Here is a 16903-nt window from a genome sequence, read left to right as displayed (position 1 = left end):
CTTGGGCATTGTTATTTTCACATACAGTTTTTTATCAGGGAAAAGGCATGTTTGAGAAACGTCATCGCATTACGTTGTTATTCAATGCCAATAAAGCCTACGACCGTCAGGTAGTGGAGGGAGTTGGTGAATACTTGCAGGCGTCTCAATCTGAGTGGGACATCTTTATTGAAGAAGATTTCCGCGCCCGCATCGACAATATCAAAGAGTGGCTAGGCGACGGCGTGATTGCCGATTTTGATGATACTGAAATCCAGCGTTTATTAGATGGGGCGGATGTTCCGATTGTTGGTGTAGGAGGCTCCTACCATTTGCCAGAACACTATCCACCAGTGCATTACATTGCTACCGACAACCATGCGCTAGTGGAAAGTGCATTTTTGCATCTAAAAGAGAAGGGCGTTCAACGTTTCGCCTTCTATGGCTTGCCGAACTCCAGCGGAAAGCGCTGGGCGATGGAACGTGAATACGCTTTTAACCAACTTGTGGCAAAAGAAAAATACCGGGGTGTGGTTTATCAGGGTATAGAAACGGCCCCCGAGAATTGGCAGCACGCGCAAAACCGCCTGGCAGATTGGGTGCAAACACTCCCTCCACAAACCGGGATTATTGCCGTGACAGATGCGCGTGCACGCCATCTGCTGCAAGTTTGCGAACATCTGCATATTCCTGTGCCGGAGAAGCTCTGTGTAATTGGGATAGATAACGAAGAACTAACGCGTTACCTATCGCGAGTGGCGCTCTCATCGGTGGCACAGGGGACAAGGCAGATGGGCTATCAGGCCGCAAAGTTGTTGCATCGTTTGATGGACAATGAGCCGCTTGCTTTACAACGCATTCTGGTGCCGCCTGTGCGTGTGGTTGAACGTCGTTCAACGGATTATCGTTCTTTGCATGATCCCGCAGTGATTCAGGCAATGCATTACATCCGAAACCATGCCTGTAAAGGTATCAAAGTTGAGCAAGTTTTGGACGCGGTAGGGATCTCGCGTTCGAATCTCGAGAAGCGGTTTAAAGAAGAGGTCGGTGAGACGATTCATACAATAATTCACACCGAAAAGTTAGAAAAAGCGCGCAGTTTGCTGGTGTCTACGTCTTTGTCTATCAATGAAATATCGCAAATGTGCGGTTACCCATCACTGCAATATTTCTATTCGGTATTTAAAAAAGAGTATGACTCAACGCCGAAAGATCATCGTGAAAGGCATAGTGAAATATTGGTTTAGTGAATGAATTAAACAAAAAAAACGCCTTCGAATTGAAGGCGTGAATTATTACTTATTTTTAACATTCTATTTTTTTAATTAGTTCGGTGCCATAAAGCGCTGATTGGTTTGGTACATCGCAAATAGGTAATTGTTATAGCTACTACCTTTTGTAGAATACCCTTTCAGCTTATGAATCATATTGCTGGCAGTCACTTCCTGATCCGCTTTACGCAATTGCGCACGTGATTTACGGAAGGAATTATAGGCCGGATGCGTATTCAGATTTGTTACGTAAGCGTTAACGCCTTCTTTAACTGAATCGTAATGCAAATAGCCTTTAACTTTACCTGGTTCGCTGTTGCAATGGCGCTTGCTGCACTTCATACCAAACAAGTTGTTATTGCTGCGGGCAAGTTTAGATGTACCCCAGCCGCTTTCAGCTGCAGCCATCGTTGCCACCATGTTGGTAGGAATGATGTCGACTTTTTCCATCAGCGTATTCCACGGCACACGCTTAGTATTACCATTCCACGCAATTTTGTAGCGCTGGGTAATGCCTTTCAGGCGTGTACGCTCTGATGGTGACCAGCGTTTTTCATACTGCTTAGAAACCAACCAGTTACGGTCCGCAGTAATCGCTGCATTTTGACTAGTAATATATGGCATGACCGTCCGGAGAAACGCTTTTTTTCTAGGTGTTCCGGAAGGGTATTTTCGCAAGTCAGGGAGCGATGCAATTTCACTATTGCGAGAATACTCTTTTTTACTACTTACCAATTTCTTACTGTGTGTCGTCGTGCTTTTGGTCTTAACTATGTGGGCTTTATGCGATTTTGGCTCATGTTTACTTGCTAATACCCCAGTTGAAAAACTGAAGGTGAGTAACATAAGTATCGCAGCCCCAAATCGTCGGAAATGGGTTGATATCATTAGATCTCCTGGTCGGATCGTTACGTTTCCAGTGCCTTATTTATTAAAGGTTTCGAATAAAGTAAACGCGGATACTAACAAAATTAGACCTTCTGAGCACCAAAATAAATAATCCGATTCCGAATTGTTGTCACGTACGATCTTCTTATGACGGTAAAAAGTATCGTAATATGCGATGGTTATCCCATATTTGAGCAAACTGATAACCCCGTCACTCACCCTATTATCTCATCCCCAACTATCCATTTTGAGGATGAATTCAGTTAATTAAAACAGTGCCAAACTGAATAAAAGATAAACACGGGCTTAACCCTATGAAAAAATTACCTCTGCTATTTCTCCTGTTCCCTGGACTGGTACAAGCCGCCTGGACAGCTCCCGGTTTACCTGCGTTTAAAGAGCAAAATCCAGGGCTATTTGTGAGCGAAGGTAAGCTTGCGAAAGGCATATTACCGCTCAGTCTTAAATCAGATCAGTCATGCTGGCAACCCGCGGAATCAATCAAACTTAACCAGGCGCTGTCGCTTAAACCTTGTGAAGGGGAAGCTCCCGTCTGGCGTTTATTTCGCGAAGGAGAGTATCGGGTTCAAATTGATACGCGCAGCGGCACTCCTACGCTCATCCTGAGCGTCAATAGCGAGGCACAAGCCGCTCCTGTTGATGTCACCCGTCAGTGCCCGAAATGGGATGGTAAACCGCTCACAGTGGATGTCAGCAAAACCTTTGCTGAAGGAAGCGAGGTCCGCGATTTCTACAGCGGTGCCACAACAACGGTCACACAAGGCAAGATTACCCTAATGCCTGCGGCGAATAGCAACGGCTTGCTGCTTCTGGAATCAGCCGCCACCAAACAGACCGCTCCGTTTAGCTGGCACAACGCCACGGTCTATTTTGTGCTGACTGACCGTTTTGAAAACGGTAATCCGAAAAACGATAACAGCTATGGCCGTCATAAAGATGGAATGCAAGAGATCGGCACGTTCCACGGTGGTGACCTGGCTGGACTAACCAAAAAACTCGATTATCTACAGCAACTGGGTGTGAACGCGTTGTGGATAAGCTCTCCTCTCGAGCAAATTCACGGTTGGGTTGGTGGTGGCACAAAAGGGGACTTCCCACACTATGCCTACCACGGTTACTACACCATGGACTGGACCAAACTCGATGCCAATATGGGGACTGAGGATGAACTACGTACGCTGGTAGACGAAGCCCATAAACGCGGTATTCGAATTTTGTTCGACATCGTGATGAACCATACAGGCTATGCAACGCTTGCCGATATGCAGGAGTACGATTTTGGCGCGCTGTATCTTAAAGGTGACGAGCTGACTAAAACCCTCGGCCAGCACTGGACAGACTGGAAACCAGGCCCTGGCCAGAGCTGGCACTCTTTTAATGATTACATCAACTTTGGTGATAAAACTGCGTGGCAAAACTGGTGGGGGAAAAACTGGATTCGCACCGATATTGGTAATTATGACTCCCCTGGATTTGACGACCTCACCATGTCGTTGGCGTTCCTGCCAGATTTAAAAACGGAATCCACACAACCAGCGGGCTTGCCGATCTTTTATCGCAACAAACCCGACACCCACGCGAAAGAAATTGCCAATTACACCGTGCGAGATTACCTGACCCATTGGTTAAGCCAATGGGTGCGCGATTACGGTATTGACGGTTTCCGGGTTGATACAGCAAAGCATGTCGAAAAAGCGGGCTGGCAGCAGCTTAAAGAGCAATCTGTAGCTGCACTGGCCGAATGGAAAAAAGCTAATCCAGATAAAAAGCTGGATGACGCGCCGTTCTGGATGACCGGAGAATCCTGGGGCCATGGCGTGATGCGGAGCGATTACTACAACAGCGGCTTTGACGCGATGATCAATTTTGATTATCAGGAACAAGCCGCAAAAGCGGTGGATTGCCTGGCAAACATCGATCTCACCTGGCAGCAGATGGCGACTAAGTTGCAGGATTTCAATGTGCTTAGTTACCTTTCCTCTCATGATACCCGCCTGTTCCGCGAAGGTGGCCAGCGTGCGGCCGAATTGCTGTTGCTGGCACCTGGTGCGGTGCAGATTTTCTATGGTGATGAGACTGAGCGGCCATTTGGCCCGACAGGTTCTGACCCGCTTCAGGGAACTCGTTCTGATATGAACTGGGGGCAAAATGTTGCCACGCTTTCGCACTGGCAGAAAATCAGCCAGTTCCGAGCTCGTCACCCGGCAATTGGCGCGGGTAAGCAGAATACACTGAGCATGAAGCAAGGGTATGGCTTTAGCCGTGAATCCGCAGATGACAAAGTGATGGTGGTCTGGGCAGGGAATCAATAACGAATGGCGCTTCGCTTACCCGGTCTACAAACACACTTTTAGGCCGCAAAGCGAAGCGCAGTACTTAATGCTTTTTATCTTTGCTAAAGCAGCATATTCCATGACTGCGACTATCCTTAATGCGTTTGCACCATGTCTTCTCCGGCGCTATGGTTAGCCTCTTTTTGATAGTCAAAGACAGATCTACGCTATGACGTTTTCACTTTTCGGCGACAAATTTACCCGCCATGCAGGCATTACGCGCCTGATGGAGGATCTCAACGATGGTCTACGCACACCAGGAGCGATCATGCTCGGTGGCGGTAATCCTGCGCAAATTCCTGCTATGAATGACTACTTCCAGGATCTGTTGGCAGACATGCTGGCAAACGGGAAAATGGCTGATGCGCTATGCAATTACGACGGTCCGCAGGGGAAAAGTGAGTTACTGGACGCACTTGCAGATATGCTGCGTACAGAATTAGGTTGGGATATTAATCCTCAGAACATTGCACTGACTAATGGCAGTCAGAGCGCATTTTTCTACTTGTTTAATCTGTTCGCGGGTCGTTACGCGGATGGCAGCACTAAAAAAGTGTTGTTCCCGCTGGCACCTGAATATATCGGTTATGCGGATTCGGGGCTTGAAGAAGACCTGTTTGTCTCGACGCGCCCGAATATCGAACTGCTGCCGGAAGGCCAGTTTAAATATCACGTCGATTTTGAACACCTGCAAATCGGTCCGGATACCGGGATGATTTGTGTGTCGCGCCCGACCAACCCGACGGGCAACGTCATTACCGATGAAGAGCTGATTAAACTCGACGCGTTGGCGCACCAGCACGGCATTCCGTTGGTGATTGATAACGCGTATGGCGTACCGTTCCCGGGCATTATTTTCACCGAAGCACGCCCGCTGTGGAATCCGAACATTATCCTTTGTATGAGCCTCTCGAAGCTCGGCTTGCCGGGTAGTCGTTGTGGCATCATCATCGCCAATGAAAAAATCATCTCCGCTATCACCAACATGAACGGCATTATCAGCCTGGCTCCTGGCGGGGTTGGCCCGGCAATGGCCACTGAAATGATTAAGCGTAACGATTTGCTGCGCTTGTCTGAAACGGTGATTAAGCCGTTCTACTACCAGCGTGTTCAGGACACAATCGCGACGATTCGCCGCTATTTGTCGCCAGAGCGTTGCTTAATCCATAAACCGGAAGGGGCGATTTTCCTTTGGTTGTGGTTTAAAGACTTGCCGATTTCCACCGAGTTACTCTATCAGCGCCTGAAAAAACGCGGCGTATTGATGGTTCCAGGGGATTACTTCTTCCCAGGCCTTGATAAACCGTGGCCGCACACGCATCAGTGCATGCGCATGAACTACGTGCCGGAGCCTGAGAAAATCGAAGCGGGTGTGAAGATTCTTGCTGAAGAGATTGAGCGGGCGTGGGCTGAAGCGAAGTAAATTTTAAAAACCTTCTCCCTGGAAAGGGAGAAGGTTTGTCTGATTAGCGAACCACCAAAGAGTCGTATCCCTTCCAACGGTAGTTCAGCATCGACACAATCCAGCAGCCAATAAACAGCCCAACCACGATAAAGCCCGCATTGCCGAGATTTTCATTCAACGCATCAACCCATTTCCACAGACCTGTGTGCAGGTTGAATTTATCCGCCAGCAAGCCTAATGCTTCCATGCCACCAATAAACAGCGCTACGACAACGGATGTGCCGGTGATGGTCATGTTGTAATAGAGCTTGCGCTGCGGTTTGTTAAACGCCCAGCCATAAGCACCAACCATAATCATATTGTCGAGCGTATCAATCAGTGCCATACCGCTGGCAAACAGCGCCGGGAACACCAGAATCGACCACATCGACATGCCGCTTGAAGCACTGGCAGCAGAAATGCCTAATACACCAATCTCTGTTGCAGTATCAAAACCTAAACCGAACAAAAAGCCGACCAGATACATATGCCAGCTCTTGTTGATAAGCTTGAAAGTGGAGCGGAACAGCCAGCTCATCATGCCGCCGCCGTTAAAATCGGTCGCCTCTGCAGACAATGATTCACCGCGTTTAAGCTGGCGGAAATTACGCCATACGCCACGTAAAATCACCAGGTTGACCAGCGCCATTGCCAGCAAGAAACACGCCGATACGGCAGTGCCAATCACGCCACCAACATCATGAAACCAATCCATATCGCTCTGAAATGCCGCCGCCGTTGCGGCAATCGCAACAGATGCCAGCACGACAATGCTCGAGTGCCCCAGTGAGAACCATGCGCCGATACCAAACGGGCGTTTCCCCTGCTGCATCATTTTGCGCGTCACGTTATCAATCGCTGCAATGTGGTCGGCATCAACCGCATGGCGCAAACCGTAGCACCAGGCAAGCAGGCTTGCGGCCATCAGCGCGGTGCTGTGATGGAATGAAACCAAAGCCCAGGCCCAGGCGGCGAGATTGGCTGCAACTAAAGCCACGAGCAATACAGCAGCGCGTGGGTTGTCACGAAGAATACGCAATAACATCATTTTATCCTTGCGAGGGAATGGTGATACGGGCGGCAGCAACAAGGGCCTGGCCCAATGAAAGGGCACCGTCACCGGCAGGCAACTGTGTCGGGAAGAGCAGGTTGAAATCTGTGAGGTGATACGAAAATCTTTCGCGCATCAGCTGGTTATGCAGCACGCCACCGCTGAATACGACGGTGTTAATCGCCAACTTGTGCGCATGGCTACGGGCTAAATCAGCAAAACCTTTTGCCAGCGCATCATGAAATGCCCAGGCGCGTGCGGGGGCACCGTCGTGCCAGCTGAGCCACTGCTGCCAGAAGGTCGTTAAATCCATTTTTCCATTGGTTACCGGCAGTGTGATGGGGTGGCGGCACTCGCCACTTTGCGTTGCCAATGCTTCAAAGCAACAGGCGGCTTCACCCTCATAGCTTTGCTGTAGCGGTGCGCAATTTAGTGCCGCCGCGGCGGCATCAAATAAACGCCCTGCGGAGGAGGCGAATGGCGCGTTAATGCCACGTTCTATGGCTGTGGCCAGCAATGGCCAGTTTTGCGTACGCACTACTGCCGTTTCAGGGTGGTGTTGCCAGTCAGGAACAAATGTCTGGCAATGAGCAAACAGATTGCGCCACGGCTGGCGCGCCGCAAGGTCACCACCCGGCAGCGCCACCGCAGGCAAGCCACCAAGATGTTCGCATTCGCGATAGTTAACCCGCAGGCACTCGCCGCCCCACAGTTGGTCATTCTCGCCATAACCGATGCCATCAAGGGTTATGGCAATCACATCACCCCCATCCAGCGGCCAGCTGTGTTCAGCCATACACGCCACCGCGTGAGCGTGATGATGTAAAACAGTGCTCACTGGCAGCCCCATCTCTTTCCCGAGACGGGAACTGTGGTAGCCAGGGTGTGCGTCTATCGCGACATGTTGCGCTTTAAAATCATAAGCCTCACACATGAGTGCGCGAGCTTTTTGCCACTGCTGTTCAACGCCATCTTCAGCCAGATCGCCCAGATGCTGGCTGAGCACTGCCTGGTTGCCGCGCAACAGGCAGAAGGTGTTTTTCAGGTCAGAACCTAACGCCAGAATCGGCGGTAGCGCCTCAAAACCCGGGGGCAATGGGAGAGCATCTGGCACAAACCCTCTGGCACGGCGCAGCATCTCACCGCTTGCGCGCACCACGGAATCATCCATGCGCTGGACAATATCGCGGTTATGCAACAACCAGCCGTCTGCGATATCGGCTAATTCTTCAAGCGCTTGCTGATTGGTGATGGCGGGTGGTTTGCCGTTTAAATTGCCGGAGGTCATCACCAGTGGGCCGCCAAAATCCTGCATCAAAAGGTGTTGTAGCGGGTTGGCGGGTAGCATCACGCCGACTTCGCTCAAATGCGGGGCGATAAATTCGCTTAGCCCGCTTAATGCGGACTTCGCCATTAACACAATAGGTGATGCTGGCGTGTTGAGCTGCGCGACTATTTCGGCGGGTAAACCTTGCGAGTCAGAAAGCATCACCGCCAGCGGTTTGGACGGACGATGTTTGCGTTCACGTAAGCGAGCAACGGCTTCATCATTGCGGGCATCAACGGCCAGATGGAAACCGCCCAGCCCTTTTATTGCCACGACTCTTCCGTCTTTTAACGCTGCGACGGCTGCTTGTAATGCGTCTTCACGCTCAAGGTTTTGCTCACCACATTGCCAGCTAATTTGCGGTCCACACTCCGGACAGGCGACAGGTTGGGCATGGAAGCGGCGATCCATTGGATCGCGGTACTCTTTTTCGCACGCCGGGCATAACGGGAACGCAGCCATCACCGTTTTGGGCCGGTCATACGGCATAGCATTAATGATGGTGAAGCGCGGGCCACAGTGGGTGCAGTTGATAAACGGATAACGATAACGACGATCGTTCGGGTCATTTAGCTCACGCAGGCAGTCCGGGCAGGTTGCGGCATCCGGGACGATTTGCGTGTCCATCGAACTGCTGGCACTGTGGCGAATGGTGAAATCCTGAGGGATTGTTTCCCACTGCATTGTCGATTGTTCAACACTATCGATACGAGCAAGTGGTGGGCATTTGGCGTGAAGCTCGGTGATAAACGCATCGGCATTGGAGGACAGGCGCACCAACACACCGGCACCGTCATTGCAGACATCGCCCGTGAGTTTGAGAAGTTGTGCAAGTTGCCAGACGAATGGTCTGAAACCTACGCCCTGTACTTTGCCGCGAATGCGTAGCATCACGCCGTTAAAATTCACTATTGGTACTCGTCTGGGGAAATTTTGTCGGATGTCGCTTACGCTAATCCGACCTACAAAACCCGTAGGAGGGATTAGCGCAGCGTCATCCACCGTTTTTAAGCTTCTACTGCCTGGCGCAAACGCGCTTTCATATCGCTATATGTCGTCTGAGCGTAGTTTTCTGCCCATTGCTGGTCAGCAATCTGGCTGACGTTGACCGCGCAATACTTGGTTTCCGGTGTTTTGGAAATCGGGTCAAGGTTGTCCTGAGTCAGCTCATTACAAGCCCCAATCCACCACTGGTAAGTCATGTACACCGAGCCCACGTTAATGCGCTCGTTCACTTCGGCACGGCTGATAACTTTGCCGCGACGTGAACTTACCCATACCAGCTGTTTGTCTTTAATGCCGAGCAGGTTGGCATCTGTCGGGTTCATCTGCACAAAACCAGGTTCGTCGGCGAGTGTTTGCAATGCAGCACAGTTCCCGGTCATTGAACGGCAGGAGTAGTGGCCGACTTCGCGCACGGTACACAGCACCAATGGATATTCGGCATCCGGCACTTCGGCTGGCGCACGCCACTGCGCCGCAAACAGCTGGCCTTTGCCGGTTGGGGTGTCGAACTTGCTGTCTTTATAGAGATACGGCGTACCCGGGTGATCCAGTGTCGGACACGGCCACTGCACATGGCCCATATCGCCCATTTTTTCCCAGGTTACGCCGTAGAACAGCGGGCAGAGTTCACGCAGTTCGTCCCAGATTTGCTGGTTGTTGTCGTAATGCATTGGGTAGCCCATCTCGGTTGCGAGCAGGCTGATAATTTCCCAGTCACGTTTGACGTTATATTTGGCATCAATGGCTTTTTCAAAACGCTGGAAGCCACGGTCGGCGCAGGTAAACACGCCGCCGTGCTCGCCCCATGACGTGGCTGGCAAAATTACATCCGCCACTTCGGCGGTTTTGGTCATAAAGATGTCCTGCACCACCACAAAATCGAGCGCTTCAAAACCTTTGCGTACCAGGCCAAGGTCGGCTTCGGTCTGCAACGGGTCTTCGCCCATGATGTAGTAGGCTTTCATCTCGCCATGGATAGCCATATGCGGTACTTCTGTGATACGCACGCCAACCTGGTCGTCCATATCTTCAACGTTGATGCCCCAGGCTTTGGCGAATTTGGCACGCACTTTTGGATCAACCACATCCTGGTAACCCGGGAACTGGTTTGGCAGCACGCCCATGTCACACGCGCCCTGCACGTTGTTTTGACCACGAACCGGGCCAACGCCGACGTTTTCACGACCCAGGTTGCCGGTCAGTAGCGCAAGGCTTGAAAGCCCTTTAACGACGTCGACCGCCTGGCCAAACTGCGTCACGCCCATGCCCCACATAATGGTGGCTGAAGGTGCGGCGGCAAAAGTCCGCATTGCCTGGCGGACCTGATGTGCCGGAACACCGGTCAGGTGCTCAACATCTTCTGGCGCGTAGCCTTTAACCACTTCGCGGTACGCATCCAGACCCTCGGTAAATTTCGCAACGTACTCGGTATCGTAGAGATGCTCTTCAAGCAGCACGTAACCAAAAGCATTCACCAGCGCCATATTGCAGCCGTTTTTCAACTGCAAATGTTGGTCTGCAATACGCGCGGTTTCGATACGACGTGGATCGCATACAATGATTTTCGCGCCGTTTTCTTTCGCTTTAATCACACGACGCGCCACGATCGGGTGTGAATCGGCGCAGTTATACCCAAACACCAACAGGCATTTTGAGTTTTCGATATCGCCGATGGAGTTACTCATCGCACCATTTCCCAGCGTCACTTGCAAACCTGCAACAGACGGCCCGTGGCAAACACGCGCACAACAGTCGACGTTGTTGGTATGCAAGACACCGCGTGCAAACTTCTGCATCACATAGTTGGTTTCGTTACCTGTCCCACGTGACGAACCGGTTGTCATAATCGAACGCGGACCATACTGCTCTTTGATGGTTTTCAGGCGCTTAGCGGTGTAGCTAATTGCTTCTTCCCAGCTCACCGGCTGAAGCTTGCCGCCTTTTTCGTAGCGGATCATCGGCTGCGTCAGACGCGGTGTGAGCAGCTTGGTATCGTTGAGAAAATCCCAGCCGTAATAGCCTTTCAGGCAGAGTTCATTTTGGTTAGTCACGCCATCAGCCGCTTCGGCACGGATAATTTTGTTCTTCTCAACAACCAGTTTGAGTTTGCAGCCTGCGCCACAATAAGGGCAGACGCTGGTAATTTTTTTCATCAGTAACAGACCTGTTAACGTAGAAGTAAATGGATTTAGAAAATCAGGGATGAAGTCGCATCGAACGCAGCACGACGGCGTTTTTCGGCACTCATTTGTTCAAGTTTATTGCGATCAACACAGATAATTGCGTTGGTTGGGCAGGCTTCCATACAGGCCGGGCCTTCTGAACGGGTGTGGCAAAGGTCGCATTTATTCGCTTCGGCTTTTTCTGCCATCACGTTAAGACCTGCACCGCTGTTACGTACAACAGGGCGAACAACCACTTCCATCGCGCCATACGGGCAGGCAACCACACAGGTTTTGCAGCCGATGCAACGTTCTTGCATCACATTCACAAAACCATGCTCACGGCTGATTGCGCCATTAGGGCAGACGTTGGCACACGGTGCGTCTTCGCACTGGCGGCACATTGTCGCGGTGGAAACATTCACGCCTTTAATCACATGAATACGTGGAAGGAAGGTTTGCGGTGTTAATACTGCGCAATCTTGTGCTTCCTGATGTGCTACGACACAGGCCACTTCGCAAGTGCGACAGCCAATACATTTGCTTGAATCAGCAATGATGAAACGGTTCATCATAGACTCCTGGATAGAGTGTTTTTTTATAAGACTGCTCTAGGCATACATAAAGTGTGCCAACTTTGAAACTACCGTGATTCAAGGGATTGCGCATTGATCGGGGAAGGGATGACAGTGACATCGACACATATGACGATGTCATTTGGGCAAATGACAGAGAGTTCTGGAAAGCCGCTCGCAGTTCGTGCCAGTGAGTAGAGAAATTGATTAGGGAAAGCTTCCCCTCTTGATATGTTTCAGGGAACGGAGGGGTTAGAATGTATACAATATTGACGCATGGAGCTGCGGCTGAAGAACTGGTGCCTTGCCTGCACAACTGCGAGGCCGCATGTTTCGCTTAATTGAACGCCTGGCATCTGAAGGTAATCAGCTAAAAATGCCTCATAGCCGAGTCCTGGGAAATGGCCTTTTCGAACTACGAGTCGGTGACAAAGATATTGCTCGAGCGGTCTATGCTTTTAGTTATGGGCAAACCATTTATATTTTGCATGCCTTTACGAAAAAGACAGCTAAAACGCCGGCTAACGCAATCGACATTGCCCGGTTAAGGCTGAAGGAGTTTATGAAGTGAAACTACTCTCTCTTGATGAATTGAAAACAAAAATGCTTTCTGATGCTGAGTCCGTTCAGGCATATAACGAAGCCGATCAGGAGCTGATGCTGATTCAGGCACTTTATGAAATGCGTGAAAGAGCAGGGCTTTCGAAAATAGAGTTGGCTAACAAGCTCGGAACTAATTCATCAGGTATTAGCCGTCTTGAGAAGAACCCACTTAGCGCCAGTATGAAGATGCTTGAGCGTTATGCCACAGCCTGTGGTGCAAGGATCTCACTCAATATCCGATACGTGTGATATCGAATGGTCGGATGCCACAGCGCGAATCCGACCTACAAGACCCGTAGGGGATTTAGCGCCGCGACATCCTCCAGAATTTACTCGAACTCAGGCGCTTCCAAATCCGCAAAACCGCCTTTACCTTCCCAGCCAGCCAGGCTTTGATACACCGTCTCAACCGCTGCTTTTATTGCGTCAGTCATCGGGTAGTAAAAGCCGACGATATCAGGCTGAATGCCAAGGAAAATCACCTCACCAACATCTTCTTTAATCTGATCGATTAAATAGTTAAGTGGCATGTTGTGGGTGGTCATCATAAACATTTCAGCGATGTCGTCCGGGTCGATGATACGGATTTCGCCTGGGTTCAGGCCCATATCCGTCGCATCTACCAACAGCAATCTGTCCGGGCGTAATTCGCGAATCGCCACCACATCATTTTCAGGAGCGGTGCCGCCGTCGATAACAATCCAGTCGCCTTGTGGGGCGGCCTGGCATTTCTCGGCAAGTAATGGGCCTGCGCCATCGTCACCCATCATGCTGTTGCCGACACAAAGTAAAACGTTAGTCATAGCGTCTCCGTACCATCAAATAGATGGCGGGTTCTTGTTGAATAGCTTGCAGCATATCGAGCAATTCCTGGCTCCACTCTTGCTGCTGTTCAGTTTGAGTTGGTTTTGCGGCATCGAACGCTTTCGCAAGTAAAACGACATGGCTTTGGTCGATAACGATTTCGCCGTAACGCGGCACACCTTCCATTTTACGCCGCGCCTCACTGCCCTCTTCAAGCGTGGCAATCCACGCTTTGTAAGGCTCAAACGAACACACTAAATTTTCTTTCAGGCAGTCGATAACGCCGAGATGGTGGCCAATTGCCAGGCTGTAATAAACCACCTGTTGAGCATCACTCGGTGTGTTGTCGTTTTCATCGACAAACTTACGGCTAAGCTGGCAAAACACCACCGACTCGCTCATTACACGCGCTCCTGCTTCACCAGTGCTTCGAGATTACCGACGATTTCCGTCAGGCGTGGATCGTTCTCGTGCGCCAGCCATTGCTCAACACTGCCGTTTCCGGCGGTGAGGTTTTCCATGTAGCTGTCAGCAATCTGGCGGCCATAGCGATAACCCGCCAGGCGGCGTGCTTCACGGTCGATACGCACACGCAATGGCTGAACCATATCCGGGTGCAGAATCTGCGCCGGTTGCGCATCCATTTCGCTGGCTTCGCGGGCGTGGATTTTTTGCTCCAGCAGACCCAGCGCCATGGCAAAACCATACAGCGTTGCCGCAGGCGTTGGAGGGCAACCCGGAATATAGACATCCACCGGCACGATTTTGTCGGTACCGCCCCAGACGCAATACAGGTCGTGGAAGATACCGCCGCTGTTACCGCATGCACCGTAAGAGATGCAAATTTTTGGGTCCGGTGCTGATTCCCAGGCACGTAGCGCGGGGGAACGCATGGCGCGAGTCACAGCACCGGTAAACAGTAAAATATCTGCATGGCGCGGAGATGGAACAACTTTAATCCCGAAGCGTTCTGCATCGAACAGTGGCGAAAGGGTGGCGAAAATTTCAATTTCGCAGCCGTTACAACCACCGCAGTCAACGCGATAAACATACGCGGAACGTTTGATTTTTTTCAGCAGCGACGCTTTCATGCTGGCGATGGACTCATCCACCGTCATTGGCACTGGCATGCCTTTATCGTCACGTGGGCCGAGTAACATACTCATGAGCGCACCTCTCTAATCTGGCGGCTAAGATCGATTTGGTCGGAAGATACCAGGCTTTGCTGGCGTTTACATTCCGGGCAAGTTTCAAACGCAGTGCGGTGCGCTTCGGCAAATTTGTCACCGTTGTGCTCAAGCAGCGCAATCGCGTAATCAATCTCTTTTTGCACCGCAAATGGCTTGCTGCATTGGCGGCAATTGCACAGATCAAAACGTGCCTGTTGCAGGAAATCGGCTTTGTTCCAGACAGCTAACTCGTACTCCTGAGAAAGCTTGATAGCAGCCGTTGGGCAGACTTCTTCACAGCGAGCACAGAAAATGCAGCGCCCCAGATTGAAGGTCCATGCCAGTTGCCCGGCTACCAGATCGGTTTCCACTGTTAATGCGTTGGATGGGCATGCGTTAACGCAGGCCGCACAACCAATGCATTGCTGCGGATTGTGTTCCGGTTTGCCACGGAAGTTTGGGTCCACGGCTATGGGTTGTAGCGGGTAAGACTCAGTGGCCACGCCGCCTTTAATGGCTTTTTTGATGAAGTTAAACATTGTGACTCCGTTTATTTCAGCGGCGAATTAGTGCGCTCAATGCTGTAGCGCTCAAGCTCTTTGTACGGCACCACTTTGGTCTTGCGCTTACGCACATCGACGATGGTCATGCGGTCAGTACATGAGTAGCAAGGATCCAGGCTACCGATGATCAGTGGCGCATCAGAAACGGTGTTGCCACGCAGCATGTAACGCAGAGTCGGCCAGTTGGCATACGTTGCCGCACGGCAGCGCCAGCGGTACAGCTTCTGGTTGTCGCCGGTCATCGACCAGTGAATGTCATCGCCGCGTGGTGCTTCAGAGAAGCCAAGTGCGAAACGGTTTGGAATGTAGGTGAAACCGTCCACAGCCAGCGGGCCGCCAGGCAGGTTATCGAGACCAAAATCAATCATGTTCAGCGCGGTATAAACTTCATTGATACGCACTTTCAAACGGGACAGCACATCGCAGCCTGTTTCGCTGTGAACTTCCATTGGCAGCAAACCGTAACCAACGAACGGGTGATCGGCACGGGTGTCACGGGCGTGACCGCTGGCGCGGACCATTGGACCGACGTTACTGAAATCGCGGGCGATTTGTGGGTCCAGGCGGCCAATGCCGACGGTACGCTGTTCAATGTTTGGCGTGCTCATCAGAATATCGACCAGGTCTTTCACTTCGCGGCGCATCTGCTGTGCGAGCTGGCGAGTCTGGATCATGTCGTCTTTGAGCAGATCGCGACGAATCCCGCCGATCAGGTTCAGGCCGTAAGTCTTACGTGCGCCGGTGAGGATTTCTGCCATTTTCATGGACATCTCACGTACGCGGAAGAACTGCATAAAGCCTGAGTCGAAGCCGACAAAGTGGCAAGCCAGGCCGAGGTTCAGCAGGTGGCTGTGCAGGCGTTCAACTTCCAGCAAAATCGCACGGATCATCTGGGCGCGCTCTGGCACCACGATGCCCATCGCATTCTCAACTGACGTGGTGTACGCGGTGCTGTGGGCGAAACCACAGATGCCACATACGCGGTCAGACAAGAAGGTGACTTCGTTGTAACCCATGCGGGTTTCAGCCAATTTTTCCATACCACGGTGGACGTAGAACAGGCGGTAATCGGCATCAATGATGTTTTCGCCATCAACGAACAGGCGGAAGTGGCCTGGCTCATCGCTGGTTACGTGCAGTGGGCCAATCGGCACCACGTTGTTTTTCTTGCTGCCCAGCTCATTGATGAACTGGTAAGTTTCCTGATCGCTGGTTGGGGCAGGGCGCTGGCGATAATCCATGCTGTCTTTACGCAACGGATACAGGTCATCTGGCCAATCATCTGGCAGCACTAAACGGCGTTCATCCGGCAGGCCAACAGGTTGCAGGCCATACATATCACGCACTTCACGCTCGCCCCATACAGCAGCAGGCACACGCGGTGTAACGGATGGGAATTCTGGTTTGTCGGCGTCGACTTCTACGCGCACGGTAATCCAGCATTTCACGCCGCTTTCCATGGAAAGCACGTAATAAACTGCATAGTTGCCGCACAGTTGACGCTCATCGTTACCGAACAATACGGATAACCAGCCACCTTGTTGGTAGTAAAGCCACTCCACCACTTCTGGCAGCATGTTGAGCTTCACGGTGACAGTGATTTGGTCTTTGGTTTGCCACGCTTCGTCGATCACCGCATGAGGAAATTGCTTATGCAAAGCGGCGAGATAATGTTGGCCAATCTTTTCTTCAGACATTGATAAATTCT

15 protein-coding genes are annotated in these 16903 nt (G+C 51.3%); 5 read left to right on the top strand and 10 right to left on the bottom strand.

What is annotated here, in order from left to right; all coding sequences use genetic code 11:
- Nucleotides 1–47 precede the first annotated feature (47 nt).
- The gene (gene xylR / locus LVQ79_RS03340; protein ID WP_064514595.1) at nucleotides 48–1226 is read left to right on the top strand and encodes a D-xylose utilization transcriptional activator XylR; all 1179 of its coding nucleotides are present in this window, start codon (nucleotides 48–50) and stop codon (nucleotides 1224–1226) included.
- A gap of 78 nt (nucleotides 1227–1304) precedes the next feature.
- Here xylR and LVQ79_RS03335 read toward each other — a convergent pair whose 3' ends face one another.
- Entirely contained in the window at nucleotides 1305–2138 is an 834-nt protein-coding gene (locus LVQ79_RS03335) for a protein bax (protein ID WP_034460478.1), read from the bottom strand.
- A 314-nt stretch (nucleotides 2139–2452) separates the two neighbouring features.
- Here LVQ79_RS03335 and LVQ79_RS03330 point away from each other — a divergent pair, with 314 nt between their 5' ends.
- Together LVQ79_RS03330 and avtA are read left to right on the top strand one after the other, a co-directional pair.
- Nucleotides 2453–4471, top strand: coding sequence for an alpha-amylase (locus LVQ79_RS03330; protein WP_232863886.1), 2019 nt, complete (start codon nucleotides 2453–2455; stop codon nucleotides 4469–4471).
- A gap of 190 nt (nucleotides 4472–4661) precedes the next feature.
- Entirely contained in the window at nucleotides 4662–5915 is a 1254-nt protein-coding gene (avtA, locus tag LVQ79_RS03325) for a valine--pyruvate transaminase (protein WP_232863885.1), read from the top strand.
- 43 nt (nucleotides 5916–5958) lie between these two features.
- On the opposite strand, the gene LVQ79_RS03320 is transcribed toward avtA, so the two are convergent.
- The 4 genes from LVQ79_RS03320 to hydN form a co-directional block, all read right to left on the bottom strand.
- Nucleotides 5959–6981 (bottom strand): HoxN/HupN/NixA family nickel/cobalt transporter, encoded by a 1023-nt coding sequence (locus tag LVQ79_RS03320; RefSeq protein ID WP_151993777.1) that lies wholly within the window; start codon nucleotides 6979–6981, stop codon nucleotides 5959–5961.
- Nucleotides 6982–6985: 4 nt separating this feature from the next.
- A complete protein-coding gene (hypF, locus tag LVQ79_RS03315) occupies nucleotides 6986–9205 on the bottom strand; it encodes a carbamoyltransferase HypF (RefSeq protein ID WP_232864026.1) in 2220 nt (739 codons plus the stop codon).
- A 116-nt stretch (nucleotides 9206–9321) separates the two neighbouring features.
- Nucleotides 9322–11472 (bottom strand): formate dehydrogenase subunit alpha, encoded by a 2151-nt coding sequence (fdhF, locus tag LVQ79_RS03310; RefSeq protein WP_232863884.1) that lies wholly within the window; start codon nucleotides 11470–11472, stop codon nucleotides 9322–9324.
- A 35-nt stretch (nucleotides 11473–11507) separates the two neighbouring features.
- Nucleotides 11508–12053, bottom strand: a complete 546-nt coding sequence (gene hydN, locus LVQ79_RS03305; protein WP_064514584.1) for an electron transport protein HydN — start codon at nucleotides 12051–12053, stop codon at nucleotides 11508–11510.
- A gap of 331 nt (nucleotides 12054–12384) precedes the next feature.
- Between hydN and LVQ79_RS03300 the strand changes: the two genes are divergently transcribed.
- Complete coding sequence (locus LVQ79_RS03300; protein WP_502258293.1) at nucleotides 12385–12627, top strand: type II toxin-antitoxin system RelE/ParE family toxin; 243 nt, start codon at nucleotides 12385–12387, stop codon at nucleotides 12625–12627.
- Nucleotides 12624–12908, top strand: coding sequence for a helix-turn-helix domain-containing protein (locus LVQ79_RS03295; protein WP_232863883.1), 285 nt, complete (start codon nucleotides 12624–12626; stop codon nucleotides 12906–12908). Before LVQ79_RS03300 ends, LVQ79_RS03295 begins: the two co-directional genes overlap by 4 nt.
- Before the next feature lie 80 nt (nucleotides 12909–12988).
- Here the strand turns inward: LVQ79_RS03295 and hycI are convergent, their stop codons facing one another.
- Genes hycI through LVQ79_RS03270 form a run of 5 tightly spaced genes read right to left on the bottom strand, consistent with a single transcriptional unit; the run spans nucleotide 12989 to nucleotide 16892 of the window.
- Nucleotides 12989–13462 carry a hydrogenase maturation peptidase HycI gene (hycI, locus tag LVQ79_RS03290; RefSeq protein WP_151993772.1) on the bottom strand — a complete coding sequence of 158 codons (474 nt, stop codon included), beginning with the start codon at nucleotides 13460–13462 and terminating at the stop codon, nucleotides 12989–12991.
- Entirely contained in the window at nucleotides 13455–13865 is a 411-nt protein-coding gene (locus LVQ79_RS03285; RefSeq protein ID WP_120065022.1) for a formate hydrogenlyase maturation HycH family protein, read from the bottom strand. Before LVQ79_RS03285 ends, hycI begins: the two co-directional genes overlap by 8 nt.
- Nucleotides 13865–14629, bottom strand: coding sequence for an NADH-quinone oxidoreductase subunit B family protein (locus LVQ79_RS03280; protein ID WP_232863882.1), 765 nt, complete (start codon nucleotides 14627–14629; stop codon nucleotides 13865–13867). The genes LVQ79_RS03285 and LVQ79_RS03280 overlap by 1 nt, the downstream gene beginning before the upstream one ends.
- Nucleotides 14626–15171: a formate hydrogenlyase complex iron-sulfur subunit gene (locus tag LVQ79_RS03275; RefSeq protein WP_232863881.1), complete on the bottom strand. Its 546-nt coding sequence runs from the start codon at nucleotides 15169–15171 to the stop codon at nucleotides 14626–14628. Before LVQ79_RS03275 ends, LVQ79_RS03280 begins: the two co-directional genes overlap by 4 nt.
- An 11-nt stretch (nucleotides 15172–15182) precedes the next feature.
- On the bottom strand, nucleotides 15183–16892 hold the full coding sequence (locus LVQ79_RS03270; protein WP_034460465.1) for a hydrogenase large subunit: 1710 nt from the start codon (nucleotides 16890–16892) through the stop codon (nucleotides 15183–15185).
- Nucleotides 16893–16903: the final 11 nt, after the last annotated feature.

The organism is Buttiauxella cochleicola, from assembly GCF_021282405.1.
GTDB classification, from domain to species: domain Bacteria; phylum Pseudomonadota; class Gammaproteobacteria; order Enterobacterales; family Enterobacteriaceae; genus Buttiauxella; species Buttiauxella massiliensis.
The sequence above is the reverse complement of the archived record's forward strand: the minus strand, read 5'-3'. Positions and strand labels throughout refer to the sequence as shown.

Excerpts from the sequence above, each read along its gene's own strand:
- xylR (WP_064514595.1), top strand. The coding sequence starts at position 48 with ATGTTTGAGAAACGTCATCGCATTACGTTGTTATTCAATGCCAATAAA.
- LVQ79_RS03335 (WP_034460478.1), bottom strand. The coding sequence starts at position 2,138 with ATGATATCAACCCATTTCCGACGATTTGGGGCTGCGATACTTATGTTA.
- LVQ79_RS03330 (WP_232863886.1), top strand. The coding sequence starts at position 2,453 with ATGAAAAAATTACCTCTGCTATTTCTCCTGTTCCCTGGACTGGTACAA.
- avtA (WP_232863885.1), top strand. The coding sequence starts at position 4,662 with ATGACGTTTTCACTTTTCGGCGACAAATTTACCCGCCATGCAGGCATT.
- LVQ79_RS03320 (WP_151993777.1), bottom strand. The coding sequence starts at position 6,981 with ATGTTATTGCGTATTCTTCGTGACAACCCACGCGCTGCTGTATTGCTC.
- hypF (WP_232864026.1), bottom strand. The coding sequence starts at position 9,205 with ATGCTACGCATTCGCGGCAAAGTACAGGGCGTAGGTTTCAGACCATTC.
- fdhF (WP_232863884.1), bottom strand. The coding sequence starts at position 11,472 with ATGAAAAAAATTACCAGCGTCTGCCCTTATTGTGGCGCAGGCTGCAAA.
- hydN (WP_064514584.1), bottom strand. The coding sequence starts at position 12,053 with ATGAACCGTTTCATCATTGCTGATTCAAGCAAATGTATTGGCTGTCGC.
- LVQ79_RS03300 (WP_502258293.1), top strand. The coding sequence starts at position 12,385 with ATGTTTCGCTTAATTGAACGCCTGGCATCTGAAGGTAATCAGCTAAAA.
- hycI (WP_151993772.1), bottom strand. The coding sequence starts at position 13,462 with ATGACTAACGTTTTACTTTGTGTCGGCAACAGCATGATGGGTGACGAT.
- LVQ79_RS03285 (WP_120065022.1), bottom strand. The coding sequence starts at position 13,865 with ATGAGCGAGTCGGTGGTGTTTTGCCAGCTTAGCCGTAAGTTTGTCGAT.
- LVQ79_RS03280 (WP_232863882.1), bottom strand. The coding sequence starts at position 14,629 with ATGAGTATGTTACTCGGCCCACGTGACGATAAAGGCATGCCAGTGCCA.
- LVQ79_RS03275 (WP_232863881.1), bottom strand. The coding sequence starts at position 15,171 with ATGTTTAACTTCATCAAAAAAGCCATTAAAGGCGGCGTGGCCACTGAG.
- LVQ79_RS03270 (WP_034460465.1), bottom strand. The coding sequence starts at position 16,892 with ATGTCTGAAGAAAAGATTGGCCAACATTATCTCGCCGCTTTGCATAAG.